The sequence below is a fragment of the Nocardioides panzhihuensis genome (genome assembly GCF_013408335.1).
Lineage (GTDB): Bacteria > Actinomycetota > Actinomycetes > Propionibacteriales > Nocardioidaceae > Nocardioides > Nocardioides panzhihuensis.
Genome location: NZ_JACBZR010000001.1, coordinates 5,888,131 through 5,905,729, shown reverse-complemented (window position 1 = coordinate 5,905,729; position 17,599 = coordinate 5,888,131). Strand labels below are relative to the sequence as shown.

The following is a 17,599-nucleotide window of genomic DNA, read 5'->3' as shown; positions in this document are numbered from 1 at the left end:
CTTCGCTGCGGTGAAGATGCAGGTCAGAACCGGGTTTCAGGTGGTGGAGCTGAGGGGATTCGAACCCCTGGCCTTCTCTTGGTGCCTGGCGGCCTTCGTCGGGCGCCGAATCTCTCGAGACTCTTCGGCCAGCTTCGGAGAAACCTCCGTTTGACCTGGGCGAACATCCGTCATCGATGTCGATGACGAGGTCCACATTACCTCGTCACCTCGCGCGATCTCGAGGCCTCTCGAAGGGGTTTTCGCGGAGTATTCGCGGAGTTCAGGACCACGTTCGGGCCCCTGCCCGCCAACGCGCGGCGATACTGGGAGTTTCGGCACTCAGCACCGGGTCGGCGAACCGGACCGCCATCTCCACTACTTCCTCGAATGTCGCGGGGAGATGCTCGCCATCGGCGCCGAGCCCGCGTCGATACGCGACGTACGCTGAGGCCCGGACCTTCACGAGGTCACCGATCGCCTCAGACATCGATCTGACGACGACGCCTCGAAAGTTCATGGTGGCCGCCACCGCCGCGCTCACCTCGGCACCGTCGAGGTCATGGGTCGTGACCAGGGTGTAGATGTCGGCCCAGTCCCGCACTCTTGTGCTCGCCGGCCCGAGGTCGATCGCGGTCGAGATCTTCTCCGCCAGCACGGTCGCGATCGGATACCCCAGTATCCGCACCGGCGCCGCGCCTGGTCGCAGCGCAGGCAGTTCGACGACTGACGGCTCCGGTGTCACTGGATCGCCGAAGTTGATGTCCAGCTTGAGCTTCAGCTGCGCCGTGCCCAGCGTCGCGTCCATGGTCACGCGGACGCCGGAGTAGAGCGCGTCGTCTCGGATCATCGCCGCCTTGACGGTCTCGGTCAGGTAGACGACTCCGTCGTCCGGGTCGGCGAGACTTGCGATCTCGACGACCCGGGCTGCGACGGCGCTCTCGTCGGCCGGCATGTTCCGAGCCAGTGCGTCCGCATCGGTGGTCGGGCGTCGGCTCCCGAAACTCGCCAGAAGCATCCCGCCCTTGAGGACGAAGTCATCGGCGTACGGCGATGTGCTCATCCTGGCCAGCCATCGCTCCACGACATACATCGTCAACAGGTCCTGGGTTCGCCGCTTCTCGCGACGCGCGCGGTTCTGCAGATCCAAGTAGGCGCGCCCGGCCGCCGACTCTCGCGTCAGCCGACTCATCGTGCCCCCGCGATGTCGAGTGCCAACCGCACCGGCCCGACGACCCCGAGGGCGTTGGCGTACTCCAGCACCCGCCCTGGCTTCGCTCCTGGCGATTCCAAGTACCTGTTGAGCACCGTGTGCGCCACCGGCTCGCCGAGTCGGTGCCGCAGGCGCATCAGGTCCACCACTGTCCGAGCGGGATCGTAGACTCGCGTGAACTCGTCCGGCGCGACCTCCAATTGCGAGAGTCCGAGCTCGAAGGTCTCAGCATCGAACCGAAACACCGTCGTCGGCGGGAAGGTGATGCGGGCCAGGTTTCGCCCGGACGCGATCGCGATCTGGACCGCAGGTTCCATCTCGTCACTGAGACCGTGGGCCACCGCAGCGCTCACGCAACACACGATCGCGTGCGGAGCCCTCATGCCGACGGCCAACAGGTCAGGGAACGAGGGCTCCGGCGCTGCCGCGTTACGAAACACACCTCGCGAGAGCTCGATGACATCGCCATCGTCCCGCCATCGATACAGGTCCCGCGGATGCGCCCCTGCTCGCAGGGCCGCTTGCGTCGTGAACGTCACCGGAAGCGACTCCAAGCCAGCCATGGATAAAAACCATACACTATCACCCCGACAGTGAGTGGTTTTTATCCAACATCGCAACTTCTGCACGAACATCGAACGTGACCTTTTCGTAAAAGCGATCACGTCGTGCATTTGACGAAAAGGTGCGTTCAAAGGCCCAGGTAGCGGCTTGAGGTCGCGTGCAGCGCCTGGGCGGGGCGGATGTAGCGGTCGACGAGGATGTCGATGCGGCGGTGTCGGGTCTGGGCGGCGATCTGGTCGACGCCGACCCCGGCCATGGCGGCGGCGGTGGCGTGCCCGGCGCGCAGCGGGTGGGCCGTGACCCGGCCGGTCAGCCCGGCAGCCTCGGCGTGGCGTTTGACGACACTCGTGACGACGTTGCCGGAGATCGACTGCAGCGGTGGTGCGCCGTTCCTCAGGCTGGTGAAGACCGGCCCGGGCGTTGTTCCCCGGTGGGCGAGCCAGGCATCGAGCGCTGCTATCGGGTCGGTCTCGCGATGTTGCCCGGGGGCGATGCCGACGATCTGGCCCCGGGGCCTCGGGGTCGGTCTTGGATCGGCGCAGGTGCAGCAGCATCCCGGCGGGCTTAGGTTCGAGGTCGGCGAGGGCGAGGTTCGCAAGCTCGGAGCGGCGCAGCGCGCCGGCGAAACCGAGCAGGATGATCGCGGCGTCGCGACACCCAGCGATAGTGCGGCGGTCGATCGCGGTCAACAGCCTGCCGATCTCCTCGGGCCCGACCGGATGAGCGGGTCGGCGTGGCGCGGTACCGAGGATCCGGTGAAGTCCACGGCGTACCTGCCCAACCGCCTCGGCCTGGGTCGGGTCGTTCAGGCCGCGGCGGCGGTGCCGGTAGCCAATCGCGGAGCAGGCCAGGTCGATGCTTGCCGCTGAGAGGCCGTCGGCGGCTCGCTCGGCGAGATAGGCGCACACTGCGACTGGGTCGGCACCTCGGCAGCTGGCGCCAGGGTGGCTTCCACCGGTGCCGGGACCCTCCTCGCCGAGCGGGGGGATGCCCCGGTGTGCGCACCAGCGTTCCCAGCGGTGCCAGGCGGAGGCGTAGACGGTGCGGGTGGACGGGGCGTGTGTGGCGGTGATCGCGGTGCCGATCCGCTCGAGATCCTCGTCGGTGAGCAGTGTGCCGCGGTGGGATAGGAGTCGATGAGCACTGGAGACGTTGGGTTCATCGCGCGGTTCTACCCACGCGACCCGATGCGCTCGGCCTCAGCTCGAGCGCGCTGGCCCACCGAGCGGGTGCTGGCATGAAAAGTGCGAGTACTTGCGGGGCGAAAGCGGCGGTGCGCCGACACCGGGCGGGGATGGTTCTGCGAATTCAGGTGCCCGCCGGCAACAGCGGTCCCGCGTCCAACGCGGCCCTGCGCGCCACGAGGTTTCGCCGAGACAAGCCCGGGCGATGTCGCCGATGAGGCACGGGGCACGCGCGTCGTGCTCTACAGGCATTTCGACTCCAAGGCAGAGCTGTGTCGGACCATCCTGGATCGGGCGCGTGAGCGGCTGGCCGAACACGTGGGCACCGATGACTTCGAGGACGATGCGATTCCCGCGCTGCTCGATGCAGCCGCCGAGGGTCTCGATGCTTTCGCCTGCTGTTTCGCTCCGCCAACCGCGAACGCGAGTTCCGAGGTCTGACCGACAGTCTCAGGCAGCGATGTGACTACCGGGATGGTCGTGGCCCATCGCGGCTATGGTGGCCGTGCCTCGATGTGATTCGGGCGAAGCAGCAGTATGAGATGCCGCCTGCAGCGGAAACCATGGCCGACTGTGCCAACAGCTGAGCGATCAGTCCAACCCGGTCTCGCTGCGACAAGAACCGCTAGAAACGTCGGCGGCGAGCGTTTCTACGTGAACAACTCGCCAGACGTCCCTGCTACGGACGGTCGCGACGACTCCATCTGAAGTACACGAGCGCCAGATAAGGCCTGTGTCTCGTCGGGCTGGAACGATCCCGGCGGCGGGGTGACACCGTTCTCGCGGCACCAGGCGCCCGGCGGGCGCTGGTACTTGCGCGGGATGCCGTTGGACGGCTCGAGCTGCATCGGGATCGGCGGGAGCGGCGGCAGGCCCATGTCCTTCTCGGCGGCCAGCTCGTCGGCGTCCTTCTCCTCGGACATACCGATCGGGCCGATCGTCTGGGCGTTGAGGAACTGCCGCACGACGGGCTCCTCGGAGCTGAGGAGCATCTCGCGGGGACCGTACATGGCCAGGTGCTTGTGGTAGAGCAGACCGATGTTGTCCGGCACCGTACGCGTCGAGTTGATGTCGTGGGTCACGATCAGGAACGTCGCGTCGATCTGCGCGTTCAGGTCGATGAAGAGCTGGTTGATGAACGCCGTACGCACCGGGTCCAGGCCCGAGTCGGGCTCGTCGATCAGCAGGATCTCGGGGTCGAGGACCAGCGCACGCGCCAGACCGGCACGCTTGCGCATACCACCGGAGATCTCACCGGGAAGCTTGTTCTCGGCGCCGATGAGACCGACCAGGTCCATCTTCTCCATGACGATGTTGCGAATCTCGGACTCGCTCTTCTTCGTGTGCTCACGGAGCGGGAACGCGACGTTGTCGAACAGGTCCATCGAACCGAACATGGCGCCGTCCTGGAACAGCACGCCGAACAGCTTGCGAACCTCGTAGAGGTCCCTCTCCGAGCAGCTGGCGATGTCGACGCCCTCGATGACCACAGAGCCCGTGTCGGGCTTGATCAGACCGATCAAGGTCTTGAGGAGCACGGACTTACCAGTGCCGGACGGCCCGAGCATCACGCTGATCTCGCCCGCAGGCAGCGTCAGCGTGACGTCTTTCCAGATGAGCTGCTTACCAAAGCTCTTGGTCAGCCCTTCGATCTTTACGTCTACACCCATACCAATGCCTCCACTCGCGGTTTGTCGTCCGGTCAGCGGGGCGTGAGCCCAGCCACCTTCCAGCCGTTGCCGACCCTTTGCATCTTCACCTCGACGCGCGATGCACTGACGCTGGGCTCGGCTCCAGGCGCGATCGTGGTCTGCGTGATGAAGACCAGGACCGTGACCCGCGGCCCGGCGACCTCGACGACGCCTGCCCCGGAGAGGGTCGCCTTCGTGGAGATCTGTTTCTGGGTCGCTGCCTTGGCGACAGGGCCTTCGAGCAGCTTGGTGTAGTCGGTGCGAAACCGGCCGGTGGTCTGGTTCTTGGACCGGTCGAGGTCTGCTTCGAGCGTGCGGTGGTCGTAGCTCAGCAGGACGGGCACCCGGCTCTTGGCCGTGGCGAGCGCATCGGTTCGGTCCCGAGCGCGGTCCGAGGCGTGACCGGCGAGCGCGGCGAAGGTTATCGCCGCGGCCAGTCCGACGATCGCGAGCAGCACGATCGCCCAGCGCAGCAGTCTTCCCCCCAGGTCGAGCCGGAGCCGACCGGATTCGGGCGGTCGCGACTTGTCCACGTGCTCGTCCACCTCGGTCTCTTCTGAGAGGGCTGTTGGCATCTCGATCTCCTCCATGGTCACGGGATGAACTCCAGTCCGGAGACGAGCCAGCGGCCCTCGACGTTCCGCATCTCGACCTTGACCCGATAGCCACGTTGCTGTGGTGCCTTCGTGCCCGAGTTCGACACCGTGCCGGTCGCCGCGATGTACACCGTCACCTGCTCATCGGTCGAGCGCGCCACACCGGCCGAGACGACCTCGCCCTCGGCGTCGACCTTGTTGGCCTTCAGCGCCTTCTGCAGCGCACTTGCCTGCTGCTTCAGGTCGCTGCGGAAGGAGGCGGTCGCGCCGTCGAGAAGGGACTCGAAGGCCGCCTCCGAGTCCTCTGCGCTGACCGAGATCAGTCGGGTGACCTCGGTGGAAGCCGCCGAGACGGCCTCTGCCCGCTGATGCTCCGCGCTTACGTCCTCGCGCCAGGACCAAGCGCGCTGCCCGGCGAACGCGAGCAGCCCGATGCCCAGCACCAGCAGGAGAACGAAGGTCCTTGTGGAGAGTCTGGACATCGTCACCACAGCCCGACCGGCTCGAGGAACAACTGCTTCCAGGAGTTGTCCTCAGATGCGTCCGTCGTCCCCGTCGACGACGGCTCACCTGCCGGAGCCTTTGGCGCGTTCGGATCGTCGCCCTCGGGCCAGCGCCCCTTGCCGAACTCCAGCCCGCACGAGGAGGGCAGATGACCCCGCGCGCTGGAATTCGGACACGGCTGGTTGCGAGCGCCCCGCACCGAAGACGGGTCGCTGGGCGCGGTCTCGCAGTGCGCGAGCGGGTCGACCTTGCGTACGTTCTCTTCGGACGGGCTGCGTCGATCGTCGGTGGACAGGTATCCCGTCGTGCATGACGGTGGATTGTTGACGCCTGCGCGTAGGTCAAGCTTCACGTCGCCCTCCTTCGCCCGCGGATTGACCGTCTGTTGAAGTCGTCCGATCGTGGCGGGGTACACGACCAGGGTCTGCTGAAGCTGCGGAAGATAGGTGTTGAGCACCTCGCCGTTGACCATCAAGTTGTCCAAGAGCATCGGCAGCGTGGTCTGGAGGTCATCAACTGTCGCGGCGGTGCTGTCCAGACCCGTACGCCCGTCGCGGAGCAGCGAGCGCAGGTCGGCGTCGTTCGCCGCGAGCTCCTTGGTGAGCGCGCGGAGCGACGACATCGACGACACGGTCTGCGGCGCCATCTCCTGCTGAGTGGCGAGCACCGGCTCCAGGGCGCGGATCAGCTCGGTCGTCGAGGTGACCTCCTGCTGGGCTGTGTCCAAGAGCGTGCTGGATTCCTCGATCAGCCGGCCGACGTCCTCGCTGCTCGACCCGAGGCCGGTGTCGACCTGATCCAGTACGTTGCGTGTCTGTCGCTGCGGCACGGACTCAAGCAGGTGGTTGACGGCATCCAGGACGGGCGCGATCTGGGGCATGTCGACGGTGCGTGAAGTTGGTAGCACGTCCCCGGCGCTCAAGGCCGCCTTGGTGGTCGACGGCGAGACCAGGGAGACGTACTGCTCCCCCACCGCGGAGGTGCTGTGGAGCTCAGCGTCAACGTTGCCGGGGATCCTGGTGCCATCATCGAGACGAAGAGTGGCGACGGCTGCTCGCGGGGTCACCTCGAGGTCGGTCACTTGCCCGACCTTGACGCCCCGATAGGTGACCAGGGCGCTCTCGTAGAGCCCGCTGGCGTCTTCGAACTCGGCGGTGACCTGGTAGACCCCAATTCCGAGCATCGCCGGGACCCTCGCATAGGTGAAGACCATCAGCCCGAGCGCGAGAGCCGTCAGGCAGGCGAAGACGCCCAACTGACGCTTCACCAGTCTCGTCAGCAGCATCAGCAGCCTCCCAGGTTCGCGAGCAGGCAGCCGCTGTCGTCAGATGTGCTCGGGGTGGGCGTCGACCTGGTGGCCCCTGCGGAAGGCAGACCGGTTGGTCCGAATCCGGTGAGCCAGGTATCGGTGAGGCTCGAGCCGCGGAGGTCGAGCGTCGCGAAGAGGTTGGCGTAGTCGCCACGGAGCGCGTTGGTCGTGGTCATCGCCGGGAACGGGATGGTCAGGCCGAGCTTGAGCGCCTCGGGGATCGAGTCGCCGACCTTGCCGAGGCTGGTCAGGATGGGCCGCAGGGCGTCGAGGTTCGCGAGGAGAGCCGTACGGCTGGCCCGGATGACCTTGGTCGCCTGATCTCCGGTCTCGCCGGTCCGGGTGACAGCGCGGACGAGGCTCGCCCGCTCCTCTTCGAGCGCACGCAGCCCCGGAGCGATGTCGTCGATCGCGTTCGCCAGGACCGTCCGGTCCTTAGCGAGGCCGGCGGAGAGCCGGTCGAGCGCCTCGAGCGCCTGCACGATCTCACTCTTGTTTTCGTCGAGCACCGCGAGCAGCTCGTTGGTCCGTCGCACCAGGTTGCGGGTGTCGGGGACCCGGTTGTCCAGAGCGGTCGCCAACTCGGAAGTGATGGTCTCGATCTGCGACAGCCCGCCGTTGTTGAGCAGTAGCGCCACCGCGCCGAGGACCTGCTCGGTGGCTGGGTAGGTGCCGGTCTGGGTGACCGGGACCCGGGCGCCGTGCTGCAGTATCTCGGTCCGCTCTGCCGCTGCCGCGATGCTGCTGGCGCTGCTCGGAGTCGGTGGCGGCCCCGACTTGCTGACGTCGACGTATTGGGCACCGAGCAGGGTCTTCTGTCCGATCGCGAAGGTGGCGTCAGCCGGGATACGGGCAGACTTCATCAGCCGGAGCCGGACCTTTGCCTGCCAGTCCGAGACGCTGATGCCGGCGACGGTGCCGATGACGACGTTGTCCATCTGCACGGATGAGTTCGGCACCAGGTTCGCGACCTCGTCGAAGGTGACGGTGACGGTGTAGCCATCCCTGCCGACACCGGGCTGGCCGGGAAGTGTGTGATCGTTCGGCTGGAGGCTCGTGCAGCCGGTCAGGCCGACCACGAGTGCGGCCATGGTGGCCAGGATCTGTGTCTTCATCGGTCGCCTCCGAGGTCGGTGCCGAGCAGGCCGGGCAAGAGTGGTTGTACCCCGTGGAGGCCCGAACCCAGATCAGGGAGCGGTGTCGACGGTAGCCCCGGGTCGGCCGGTGGGGCCGTCTCTGGCTGACCCGTGCCTGGCCCCGTCGCGCCTGGCCCGGTCGTGCCTTGCTGGGCGGTCTTGACCAGGTCGACGAGCGGCGCGAGCGCATCACGGCACTGCTGTGCCGTGCCGCCGGCACCGAGCACGGCGCCGCAGACGAGCTGGGCGGCGTCGTTGAGCCCGGTCAGTGAGGCCCGGCCGGTGATCGCCTGCTTGTCGATCACGTTGAAGAGATCGATCAAGGCCGTCGGAGCCATCTGCAGGATCGCCGCCAGCTGGTTGGACCGGTCCGCGAGGGCAGCGCTGAGCAGGTTCAGGTCGCGTACGGAATTCTTGATCCTGCCGCGGTTGTCGTGGGTGAGCTCACCCGTCGCCACCAGTGCCGCGGAGAGCTCCTCGATCGCCTTCGTGAGCTCGCGCCGGTTGGCGGCCAACACCGCGGAGACCTCGCTGAGCTGTTCGGTGAACCCGGCCACGGCGGCATCGTTGACAGCGAGGTTCTTGGTGAAGCTGTTCAGGTTGGAGACGGTCGTGAACATGTCGGCGCGCCCGTCCGAGAGGGTCGCGGTGGCGCTGCGGAGCCCCTCAACTGCCTCACTCAGCTGCTCGGCGTTGCCGTTGCGGAGGTTGGCGTCCAGGGTCTCGATGGCGGTCCGGAGCGGCTGCTTGCCGGAGCCAGCGGGAGCGAGCGCGGTAGCGAGGTCGGTGAGCTGCTTCTTGACCTCGTCGAACGAGACCGGCACCGCGGTGCGGTCCAGCTGGATCTGGCCACCGTCGGACATCGCCGGGCCGTCGGTGTAGGCAGGTGAGAGCTGGACGAACCGTCCGCTGACCAGGCTCGGGGAGACGATCGCGGCGTTGGCGTCGGCCGGTATCCGCTGCCCGCCCTCGACCTCGACCCTCACATGTACGCCGTCGTCTTGCGGATCGACCTCGGTGACCCGGCCGACGGCGACCCCGAGGACCTTGACGTCGTCGCCCTCGTAGAGCCCGTCGGCGTTGCTGAAGACCGCGGTCAGCACCGTCGAGCGGGTGTCCTTGACCGTGTAGTAGCCGCCAGTGGCGAGGAGCAGTAGCGCGAGCCCGATCAGGACACGGCGCAGCAGGAGACTGGAGGAGTTGGTCATTTCACGACCCCCGAGACGATCGGCGCCAGCGTGCCCGGCGAGGTGAGGTTCTGGATGTACGCGTCGAACCACGGTCCGGTCGAGATGGCCTCCCCGAACCCGGTGACGTACCCGCGTAGGCCGGTGATGGCGTCCTGGAGAGCCGCTCTGTTCCGGTTGAGCAGAGTGACCACCGCATCGAGCTGGTCCAGTGCCGGGCCGAGGGTGGCCCGGTTGTCGTCGACGAGTCCACGCAGCTGCGTGGAGAGGTCCTGCACGCTGCCAAGCAGGCTCACTACGACGGCCTGGCGAGCGTTGAGCTGCTGGAGCAGCGACTGTCCGGAGACAAGCAGGGTCTCGATCTGCTCGTTGCGACTGGCGAGGACGCCCGAGACCCGTGAGGCGCGGGCGAGCAGAGCGCGAAGCTGGTCGTCGTTCTGTTCGACGGCGGCGGTGAGCTCAGTGACACCTCGCAGAGCGGGCCCGACGTCGTCGTGGGTTCCGCTCAGAGCTGCGCTGGCCTGGTCGAGCGCGCCGGCCAGCTGTGCCTTGTCGATGTCCGCCGTGGTCGTCGTCAGTTCGTTCAGCGTGGCGGTGAGGTTGTAGGGCGAGGACGTCCGGGAGGTCGGGATCGTGTCACCGGCACTCAGCCGCCCGCTGCCGGAGGGGACGAGCTCGACGGCGGCCCGGCCGAGGAGCGTGACCGTGATGATGCGTGCCTCGGTCTTGCCGCCGAGGTCGACATCACCTTCGGTGACGACCAAGTCGGCGACGACCTCGTCGCCATCGAGACGGACGTCACGAACCTTGCCCACCTGGGCGCCGGAGACCATCACGGCATCTCCACCTTTGAGGCCACCGGCCTCGGTGAAGGCGGCGTGGATGATGTCACCGTTGCCCACGAGCGGGAGCTTGTTGTAGTTGAGGCTGGCGGTGACCACCAGGGCGATCGCCATGGTGCCGATCAGGCCTCGGGCGGCGTTCTGGGAGGGCGTACGGACGCTCATCGTTTGCACCTCTGCGTGTCGGACATGATCCAGGGAGTCGTGATGGTGGCCTCGGTCTGGATCCGGACCCCACACAGGAAGAAGTTGAAGTAGTTGCCGTACGAGGCGGTGTTCTGGATCGCCGCGTAGTGGTTCGGCAGCTTCTGCAGGACCTGCTGAAGAGTGGCCTGCTCCTGGTTGATGCCGTTCGCCGTCTTGGTGAGCTGAGTAAGGTCGGCCGCCAGGTCTTCCCTGCCCGCCTCGACCAGTGACGCCGCGTCACGGGCGAACCGGTCGGTCTGCGCCGCTGCATCGAGGATCTGGGTGTCCTGCTGCTCGAGACCGTCGAGAAGCTTGCTGAACTGGTCGATGAGCGCCTGGATGGTCTCGCGCTTGTCATCGAGGGTGCCGACGACAGTGTTGAGGTTGCGGATCACCTCCCCGATCAGCTCCTGGCGGTTCCCGAGCGTCGTGGTGAGCGAGGCCGCCCGCTGCACCAGCGTGGAGATGGCGGAGCTCTGCCCTTGGAGGATCTTGATCAGGTCACCGGAGAAGGCGTTGATCTGCGCCGGGGCAAGGCCCGCGAAGAGCGGCTTGAACCCGTTGAGCAGCAGGTCGAGGTCGAGGGCCGGCCTGGTCTGGGATATTGGGATGGTGTCGCCGGCCTTGATCGGTCTGGCGTCCGGGTCGGGCCGGCTGAGTTGGACGATCCGGTCGCCGATGAGGTTCCGGTACTGCACCGTGGCCTCGGTCGAGGCGTTGAGCTTCTGGTCCCGCGGGACGTCAAAGGAGACGCGCACGGTCGCGTCGCGCTGGACTGCCAGGGCCGTGACCTTGCCGACGTCCACGCCGGCGATCCGGACCGAGTCGCCCTTTTGGAGACCCGACACGTTGGCGAAGACGGCATCGTACGTAACCCGGTCGCCGGGGCGATGCGCGGCCGTCACCACACCGACCCAGTAGGTGAAAAGCGCCGCGACCACCAAGAAGATTCCGAACTTGATCAGGTCGGAACGCTCCCGGCGCCGAAGTTTACTGTTGCTGGTCACTGTTTACCTCCTGCGGCGTTGGCGCCACCGGCCAGCAGGCCGAGCAGCGTGGTGAGCGTGTTCTCCTGGACCGTGGGCTGCTTGCCCGCGTAGGGGTTGGCGCCGGTTGCGAAGGTCGGCACCGCAGCCTGTGCCTCCTCCTCGGTGACGTACGGAAGCCCGTAGCACTCGGGAGACCTGGTGTCGCCGATCTTCGGCAGGTTGCGCTCGTACGTGTATGGATCGCGACCCGGGACGATGCGGGTGATCGTGGTGATTCCCGGATGTGTGCCGCCGACGGCGGCCTCGGCGAGCTTGTTGGCCGAGGCGAGGCCGAGGATCGTGCACGGGAGCTCCGGCGAGTAGCGCTCGACTACGTCAGCGACCGGGGCGGTCAGCTTCAACGTGGTGGTCAGCCGCCTACCCGAGCTGTCCAGCAGCTGGCTCGCGCTGTTGTCGAAGGAGTACAGGCTGACCTCGAAGGCGTGCAGCGACTTCTGCTGGGTGGTCAGGGTCCTGCTGGTCACCGCAGCCTTGTCGGCCAGGGCCACCAGGTCGGGCCGCGCGGTGTCGTAGGTCTGAGCGACGCTCGCGCCCGACCTGATGTCGCTGGTGAGGGTGCTCAGATAGGGGTTGAACGAGGTGAGGTAGCCGTTGGTCTGGGTGATCAGGAGCCCGATGTCCTCGCCGCGCTGGTCGACCGCCTGCGAGACGGCGGTGAGCGCGGCCGCGACCTCGGCAGGCTTGGCCGTGTCCAGTACCTGAGTGAGGTTCTCGAACGCCTCGTCGACCTCGACCGTGACCCGGTCGGCGTCGATCGTGGACCCGGCCTGGATCCGCTCGGCGCCCGGCTCACCGGGGTTGAGCTGGATGTACTTTGCTCCGAACGCTGTCGGCGGGACGATCTCGGCGGTGGTGTCGCTGGAGATCTGATTGAGCTCGTCCTGGTCGATTTCGAGCTGGATCGAGACCCCGTCGCCGGCGTCATGGTCGACCGAACCGACCCGGCCGATCACCACACCTCGGAGTTTGACCGCTGCCCCCGGGGCCAAAGTCAGACCGGCCCGGTCGGAGGAGACGGTGAGCGGGACGGTGGAGCGGAAGACGCCCTTATAGCTGGCGACGGTGCCGACGATCAGCGCGAGGATCAGCGCGATGAAGGTGAGGCCGTACGTGACGTGACGATCAACCATGCCCGATCACCCCGCGATGTGGACCGACGGACCGCCCCAGATGGCGATGCCGAAGATCAGGTCGACGAACATGATGGCGATGAGGGCCGACCGCACGGCGCGGCCGACGGCACGGCCGACGCCGGCGGGCCCGCCCGCGGCCTTGAATCCGTGGTAGCAGCACACCGAGACCACGACCAGCGCCATGATCGTGACCTTCAGCATGGACAGGAACAGGTCGCCGGGGATCAGGAAGGTGTCGAAGTAGTGCTGGTAGGTACCCGGTGCCTCGTCGTAGCCGACGGTCACCACGAGCCGGGTCGCCAGCCAGCACATCATCACCGCGATGGCGTACAGCGGGATGACCGCGATGAGCCCGGCCATGATCCGGGTGGTGACCAGGTAGGGCACCGGCGGCACCGCCATCACCTCGAGCGCATCGATCTCTTCTGAGACCCGCATCGCGCCGATCTGGGCGGTGAAGCCCGCGCCGACGGTCGCGGTGAGCGCGATCCCGGCGATGATCGGAGCCACCTCGCGGGTGTTGAAGTACGCCGAGAAGAATCCCGACAGCGCGGAGACGCCGATGTTGTCGAAGGAGGTGTACGCCTGCAGGCCGACCTCGATGCCCGACGCCGCGGTGAGAAACCCGATCACGAGAACGGTCCCGCCGATCAGTGCCAAGGCCCCGGTTCCCATCGCGACCTCGGCCAGGAGCCGGACGACTTCCTTGCGGTAGCGGTGGAAGGCATGAGGGACGTGGGAGTAGGCGCGTGCATGGAAGGCGAGCTGCTCGCCGAGCTCGCGGAGTGCTGATGCGTTGACCGCCATCTCAGGCTCCCAACTTGAACTGGAGGAACAGGGTGCTGATCACGCTGTTGGCGGCGAACAGAAGCATGAACGCGAACACGACGGTCTGGTTCACCGCTTCCCCGACGCCCTTGGGGCCGCCCTTGGCGTTGAGGCCCAGGTAGCAGGCAGTCAACCCGGCCAGCAGTCCGAAGATCGCGGCTTTCGCCTCAGCTGCGATGAAGTCTGACAAGCCCACGAGAAGGGTGAGGTCGTTGAGGTAGAGCCCTGGGGTCGCGCCCTGCAGCACCACCGAGAAGAAGTAGCCGCCGACCAGGCCGACGACGGTCACCAGACCGTTGAGCGCGATGCCCACCAGGGTCGAGGCGGCCACGCGCGGCACGACGAGCCGGTGGATCGGGTCGATCCCGAGCGTGGTCATCGCGTCGATCTCCTCGCGGATCTTGCGGGAGCCCAGGTCCGCGCAGATCGCGGTCGCCCCGGCACCGGCGACGACCAGGACGCTGACGATCGGACCGATCTCGCGGACGACGGCGACGGCGGCCCCGGCCCCGGCGAGGTCGACCGCGCCGATCTCGATCAGGAGCTGGTTGACCTGGAAGATGATGACGACGCAGAACGGGATCGCGACCAGGAGCGCGGGCCAGAACGAGACGGTCGTGATGAACCAGGCCTGGGAGACGAACTCGCGGAACTGGAAGCTGTGCGTGAACCCCTTGCGGAAGACCGAGACGACGAAAGCGTAGAAGTCGCCGAAGGACGCCAGCGCCTTGAAGAGGGCGTTCGACTGGAGCGCCTCGGCGGCGATCCGCTGACGCTCGGGCGTCATGCCGCGGGGACCGGACGGCTCCATCCGGTCTGTCTGGGTGGCCGTCATGAAGCGGCCCGACCGTTGATCTCGACCACCGGAAGCCGCAACGCGGCCGGCGCCTCGGCCGGCACCATCGGCTGCTTCGGGCCGACCGGCGCGATCCGCTCGTATGCGGCACCGAGCGGCGGGCGCAGGTCGGTCTCGCCCTTGTTCGGCCACAAGGACATGGCGCGCTCGGCCTGCGCGGTGACGGTCAGGCTCGGGTTCACGCCGAGGTTGGCGGAGATCGTCGAGCCGTCGGTGATGTGCAGCCCAGGGTGGCCGTGGACGCGGTGGTAGGGGTCGACGACGCCGCTCTCCGCGCTGTCCCCGATGACGCAGCCACCAAGGAAGTGGGCCGTCATCGGGATGTTGAAGATCTCGCCGATGCTCGAGAACGGCCGGCCGTCGATCTTCTCGCTGATGCTGCGGATCGCCTGGTTGGCGACCGGGATCCAGGTCGGGTTCGGCTCGCCGTGGCCCTGCTTCGAGGACAGCCGCAGCGCCCCGCGGCCGATGCGCCGCTTCTTGCCGAAGACGGTGATCGAGTTGTCGCTGGTCTGCATGACCAAGGCGATGACCGTACGCTCCGCCCAGGTGCGGATCCCCAGGTAGTGACCGAGGAACTGGACGGGGTGGCGCAGGATCTGGCCGATCCACTTCAGCGCCCTGGGCACCCGGCCGCCGCCGTCGGTCATGACGGTGGTGAGCAACCCCATGAACCCGGAGCCGGCGCCGTAGCGCACCGGCTCGATGTGGGTGTGGTCGTTGGGGTGGATCGAGCTGGTGATGGCGACGCCGCGGTTGAGGTCGCCGTCGATCCGGGCTCCGGGCCGCATGCTCGCGGTGCACAGCGCTTCGGAGTTCGTGCGGGTCAGCTCACCGAGCCGGTCCGAGAGGCCGGGTAGGAGCCCGCGCTGCTTCATGGTGTGCAGCAGCTCCTGCGTACCCCAGGTGCCGGCAGCGATGATGACCTGGTCGGCCGTGATCGTGTGCGCGGTGCGGCGGCGCGAGCCGCCCGACTCGTGAACCGCGATGCGGTAGCCGCAGTCGTACGGGGTGATGCTGTCGACGGTGGTGAGCTCCCGCACCTCGGCACCACCCCGCTCGGCGAGATGGAGGTAGTTCTTCAGCAGCGTGTTCTTCGCGTTGTGCCGACATCCGGTCATGCACTCGCCGCACTCCAGACAACCGGTGCGGTCGGGGCCGATCCCGCCGAAGTACGGGTCGGCGACCGTTACGCCCGGCTCCAACGTGTCACCGCGACCGAAGAAGACCCCGACCGGCGCGGGACCGTAGGTGTCGGCCACGCCGAGCTCGGCGGCGACCTCGCCCATGATCTCGTCGGGCCGGGTGGTCGTCGGGTTGGGCCGGACCCCGAGCATGCGTTTTGCCTGGTCGTAGTAGGGAGCCAGCTCGTCGCGCCAGTCGGTGATGTGGGACCACTGAGCGTCGCGGTAGAACGCGTCCGAGCGCGGCTCGTAGAGCGTGTTCGCGTACACCAGCGACCCACCGCCCACGCCGGCGCCGGCCAGCACGACCACGTCGCGGAGGAGCCGGATGCGCTGGATCCCGAAGCAGCCGATCCGAGGCGCGAACAGGAACCTCCGGGCATCCCAGGAGGTCGCCGCGAAGTCCTCGTCGCGGAACCGGCGACCGGCCTCGAGCACCAGCACCCGGTAGCCCTTCTCGACCAGTCGCAGAGCGGCGACCGAGCCGCCGAAGCCGGAGCCGACCACGACGACGTCGTAGACCTGTTCAGGGCTCGATGCGTTCACCGGAACATCACTTTCAGTCCTTTGGAAACGTGTCACCCGTCACATGACTGGGCTTGCGAAGTTCATCACCGGGCTCGCGGAGACCTCTTGTAGGCAGCACCAAATATGGGCGCCCGGACTGTGCAACACGACAACCGCTCCACGCCTTTCCGCAAACTAGGCCGTGCCGCAGCACTGACGCGATCACGACGTGGCCGGGGTCACAAATTGGGCTAGCCTGGCAAGCCAGCGCTACCCAATCCGGGAGGGATTTCAGTTGTCCATCGATGCTCTTCCCGCCGAGTTCGCCACCTGGCTCCCCCGGTTCGTCGCCGACGAATTGCGCCCGGAGATGGTCGAACGGTGGGTCACCCGGACCAGCAGCGCGATCCGGCGCGAGTTGCCCGAACTCGCCTCGGCGCCGGATTTTTTCGCGCTCCTGGAGGACGCCGTCAGGGAGCACTGGCTTGCTTTCCTAGCGGCCTTCGGCCAACCCGATTTCCACGCCCACCTGCCTAAAGCGGGCAGTCAATTGGCTCGTGAGGTCGCCGGCCGTCAACTGCCGCTGGAGCTTCTGATCAAGATGTACAGAGTGGCTCAGCAGGAGTCATGGCACTACGTCACCGGCGTCGTCAACGCACTGCCGACCGACCAGATCGACCATGCTGCGCTGCTCATTTTCTTCTGGGGCCGCGCGAGCTCATGGATCGACGGAGCGATCACAGACTCCACCGAGATCTTCCATGCCGAGAGTTCCCGCCGCACCAAGGGCGTGGCGGCGAGGCAGTACGAAGTCGTGAAGGCCCTCTTGGCTAACGAGCCCACCGACCCCCGGCACGCCTCGGCCGCTCTGGGCGGCTATCCGATGTCGGTGAGGCACACCGCCTTGATCCTGGAGACCGCCGACGCTTATGCCATCGACGGGCTCGAACGTATCGTCCACGAGGTAGCGAGCCTACTCGGCGGGAGTAGTCCTCTTGTAGTCCACCCCGGCGGCCGTCAACTGTGGGCCTGGATCGGCACGCGTGACCAGCCGGATCTAGGCGGTCTCGAGAACCTCGCCCCCGACCTGGTGAGCATCAGCGCAGCACTGTATGCCGGCACACCCGCCCCCGGCCAGGCGGGGTTCGTCAGCAGCCACGATGATGCCCGACGCACCCTTGAGGCCGCCACGAGGGGCGGTGGATCAGCAGCTGTCATGCGCTACGAGCAGATCGAGCTCCTTGCGCTGCTCGGCTGCAGTCCCGAGGTCGACCGGTTCGTCGATCGTGTGCTGGGCCCGCTGGGTTCATCCGATGAGCCGACGGCACGGATACGCGAAACGGTTCTAGCCTTCCTGTCACACGGTGGAAGCGTGGAGGACACAGCCGAGGAACTCTGCGTGCACCGCAACACCATCCGGTATCGGCTTGGCCGGGCGGAGGATCTACTGGACCGGCCGGTAGCCAAGACCGGGGACGAGCTCCGGCTGGCGATCCAGCACCGGGAGCTGTTTCATTCACCTGGCAGCCCGGCCTGAGCCGCCGCGATCCGAAGACCACCGCCGACGACGCCAATCACGACTCGCCCAATTGACCCTGATCGACTGCGAGACCATCATGACCACAACCGTCACCCGGGCGTCCTAACCCAA

General features: G+C 67.0%; 17 protein-coding genes. 2 read left to right on the top strand and 15 right to left on the bottom strand.

Annotation, left to right across the window (positions count from 1 at the left end):
• Positions 1 to 262: 262 nt before the first annotated feature.
• Genes BJ988_RS27970 through BJ988_RS27960 form a run of 3 tightly spaced genes read right to left on the bottom strand, consistent with a single transcriptional unit; the run spans position 263 to position 2,354 of the window.
• Positions 263 to 1,171 (bottom strand): nucleotidyl transferase AbiEii/AbiGii toxin family protein, encoded by a 909-nt coding sequence (locus BJ988_RS27970; RefSeq protein ID WP_179661070.1) that lies wholly within the window; start codon positions 1,169 to 1,171, stop codon positions 263 to 265.
• The gene (locus BJ988_RS27965; protein WP_246321594.1) at positions 1,168 to 1,866 is read right to left on the bottom strand and encodes a type IV toxin-antitoxin system AbiEi family antitoxin domain-containing protein; all 699 of its coding nucleotides are present in this window, start codon (positions 1,864 to 1,866) and stop codon (positions 1,168 to 1,170) included. Before BJ988_RS27965 ends, BJ988_RS27970 begins: the two co-directional genes overlap by 4 nt.
• Positions 1,867 to 1,883: 17 nt before the next feature.
• Complete coding sequence (locus BJ988_RS27960) at positions 1,884 to 2,354, bottom strand: site-specific integrase (protein WP_179661069.1); 471 nt, start codon at positions 2,352 to 2,354, stop codon at positions 1,884 to 1,886.
• Positions 2,355 to 3,000: 646 nt separating this feature from the next.
• Here BJ988_RS27960 and BJ988_RS31605 point away from each other — a divergent pair.
• A complete protein-coding gene (locus BJ988_RS31605) occupies positions 3,001 to 3,381 on the top strand; it encodes a TetR/AcrR family transcriptional regulator (protein ID WP_179661068.1) in 381 nt (126 codons plus the stop codon).
• Between the two features lie 209 nt (positions 3,382 to 3,590).
• Here the strand turns inward: BJ988_RS31605 and BJ988_RS27950 are convergent, their stop codons facing one another.
• The 12 genes from BJ988_RS27950 to BJ988_RS27895 are packed head-to-tail and all read right to left on the bottom strand — an operon-like array spanning position 3,591 to position 15,987.
• Positions 3,591 to 4,610: an ABC transporter ATP-binding protein gene (locus BJ988_RS27950; RefSeq protein ID WP_008362680.1), complete on the bottom strand. Its 1,020-nt coding sequence runs from the start codon at positions 4,608 to 4,610 to the stop codon at positions 3,591 to 3,593.
• Between the two features lie 32 nt (positions 4,611 to 4,642).
• A complete protein-coding gene (locus tag BJ988_RS27945) occupies positions 4,643 to 5,206 on the bottom strand; it encodes a hypothetical protein (protein WP_179661067.1) in 564 nt (187 codons plus the stop codon).
• Positions 5,207 to 5,223: 17 nt separating this feature from the next.
• On the bottom strand, positions 5,224 to 5,709 hold the full coding sequence (locus tag BJ988_RS27940) for a hypothetical protein (protein WP_179661066.1): 486 nt from the start codon (positions 5,707 to 5,709) through the stop codon (positions 5,224 to 5,226).
• Between the two features lie 2 nt (positions 5,710 to 5,711).
• A complete protein-coding gene (locus BJ988_RS27935; RefSeq protein WP_179661065.1) occupies positions 5,712 to 7,016 on the bottom strand; it encodes an MCE family protein in 1,305 nt (434 codons plus the stop codon).
• Positions 7,016 to 8,155: an MCE family protein gene (locus tag BJ988_RS27930; protein ID WP_179661064.1), complete on the bottom strand. Its 1,140-nt coding sequence runs from the start codon at positions 8,153 to 8,155 to the stop codon at positions 7,016 to 7,018. The genes BJ988_RS27935 and BJ988_RS27930 overlap by 1 nt, the downstream gene beginning before the upstream one ends.
• Positions 8,152 to 9,384 carry an MCE family protein gene (locus tag BJ988_RS27925; protein ID WP_179661063.1) on the bottom strand — a complete coding sequence of 411 codons (1,233 nt, stop codon included), beginning with the start codon at positions 9,382 to 9,384 and terminating at the stop codon, positions 8,152 to 8,154. Before BJ988_RS27925 ends, BJ988_RS27930 begins: the two co-directional genes overlap by 4 nt.
• Complete coding sequence (locus tag BJ988_RS27920; RefSeq protein ID WP_179661062.1) at positions 9,381 to 10,370, bottom strand: MCE family protein; 990 nt, start codon at positions 10,368 to 10,370, stop codon at positions 9,381 to 9,383. Before BJ988_RS27920 ends, BJ988_RS27925 begins: the two co-directional genes overlap by 4 nt.
• The gene (locus BJ988_RS27915; protein WP_008362693.1) at positions 10,367 to 11,398 is read right to left on the bottom strand and encodes an MCE family protein; all 1,032 of its coding nucleotides are present in this window, start codon (positions 11,396 to 11,398) and stop codon (positions 10,367 to 10,369) included. Before BJ988_RS27915 ends, BJ988_RS27920 begins: the two co-directional genes overlap by 4 nt.
• On the bottom strand, positions 11,395 to 12,570 hold the full coding sequence (locus BJ988_RS27910) for an MCE family protein (protein WP_179661061.1): 1,176 nt from the start codon (positions 12,568 to 12,570) through the stop codon (positions 11,395 to 11,397). The genes BJ988_RS27915 and BJ988_RS27910 overlap by 4 nt, the downstream gene beginning before the upstream one ends.
• A 6-nt stretch (positions 12,571 to 12,576) precedes the next feature.
• Positions 12,577 to 13,380, bottom strand: a complete 804-nt coding sequence (locus BJ988_RS27905) for an MlaE family ABC transporter permease (RefSeq protein ID WP_008362695.1) — start codon at positions 13,378 to 13,380, stop codon at positions 12,577 to 12,579.
• Position 13,381: 1 nt separating this feature from the next.
• Complete coding sequence (locus BJ988_RS27900) at positions 13,382 to 14,236, bottom strand: MlaE family ABC transporter permease (protein ID WP_008362696.1); 855 nt, start codon at positions 14,234 to 14,236, stop codon at positions 13,382 to 13,384.
• Positions 14,233 to 15,987, bottom strand: coding sequence for an FAD-dependent oxidoreductase (locus BJ988_RS27895; RefSeq protein WP_179661060.1), 1,755 nt, complete (start codon positions 15,985 to 15,987; stop codon positions 14,233 to 14,235). The genes BJ988_RS27900 and BJ988_RS27895 overlap by 4 nt, the downstream gene beginning before the upstream one ends.
• A gap of 256 nt (positions 15,988 to 16,243) precedes the next feature.
• Between BJ988_RS27895 and BJ988_RS27890 the strand changes: the two genes are divergently transcribed.
• Positions 16,244 to 17,485, top strand: coding sequence for a PucR family transcriptional regulator (locus BJ988_RS27890; protein WP_179661059.1), 1,242 nt, complete (start codon positions 16,244 to 16,246; stop codon positions 17,483 to 17,485).
• Positions 17,486 to 17,599: the final 114 nt, after the last annotated feature.

Coding starts and splice junctions, on each gene's coding strand:
- BJ988_RS27920 (WP_179661062.1), bottom strand. CDS start 10,370: ATGAGCGTCCGTACGCCCTCCCAGAACGCCGCCCGAGGCCTGATCGGC.
- BJ988_RS27925 (WP_179661063.1), bottom strand. CDS start 9,384: ATGACCAACTCCTCCAGTCTCCTGCTGCGCCGTGTCCTGATCGGGCTC.
- BJ988_RS27950 (WP_008362680.1), bottom strand. CDS start 4,610: ATGGGTGTAGACGTAAAGATCGAAGGGCTGACCAAGAGCTTTGGTAAG.
- BJ988_RS27940 (WP_179661066.1), bottom strand. CDS start 5,709: ATGTCCAGACTCTCCACAAGGACCTTCGTTCTCCTGCTGGTGCTGGGC.
- BJ988_RS27905 (WP_008362695.1), bottom strand. CDS start 13,380: ATGGCGGTCAACGCATCAGCACTCCGCGAGCTCGGCGAGCAGCTCGCC.
- BJ988_RS27965 (WP_246321594.1), bottom strand. CDS start 1,866: ATGCACGACGTGATCGCTTTTACGAAAAGGTCACGTTCGATGTTCGTG.
- BJ988_RS27900 (WP_008362696.1), bottom strand. CDS start 14,236: ATGACGGCCACCCAGACAGACCGGATGGAGCCGTCCGGTCCCCGCGGC.
- BJ988_RS27910 (WP_179661061.1), bottom strand. CDS start 12,570: ATGGTTGATCGTCACGTCACGTACGGCCTCACCTTCATCGCGCTGATC.
- BJ988_RS27945 (WP_179661067.1), bottom strand. CDS start 5,206: ATGCCAACAGCCCTCTCAGAAGAGACCGAGGTGGACGAGCACGTGGAC.
- BJ988_RS27930 (WP_179661064.1), bottom strand. CDS start 8,155: ATGAAGACACAGATCCTGGCCACCATGGCCGCACTCGTGGTCGGCCTG.
- BJ988_RS27935 (WP_179661065.1), bottom strand. CDS start 7,016: ATGCTGCTGACGAGACTGGTGAAGCGTCAGTTGGGCGTCTTCGCCTGC.
- BJ988_RS27970 (WP_179661070.1), bottom strand. CDS start 1,171: ATGAGTCGGCTGACGCGAGAGTCGGCGGCCGGGCGCGCCTACTTGGAT.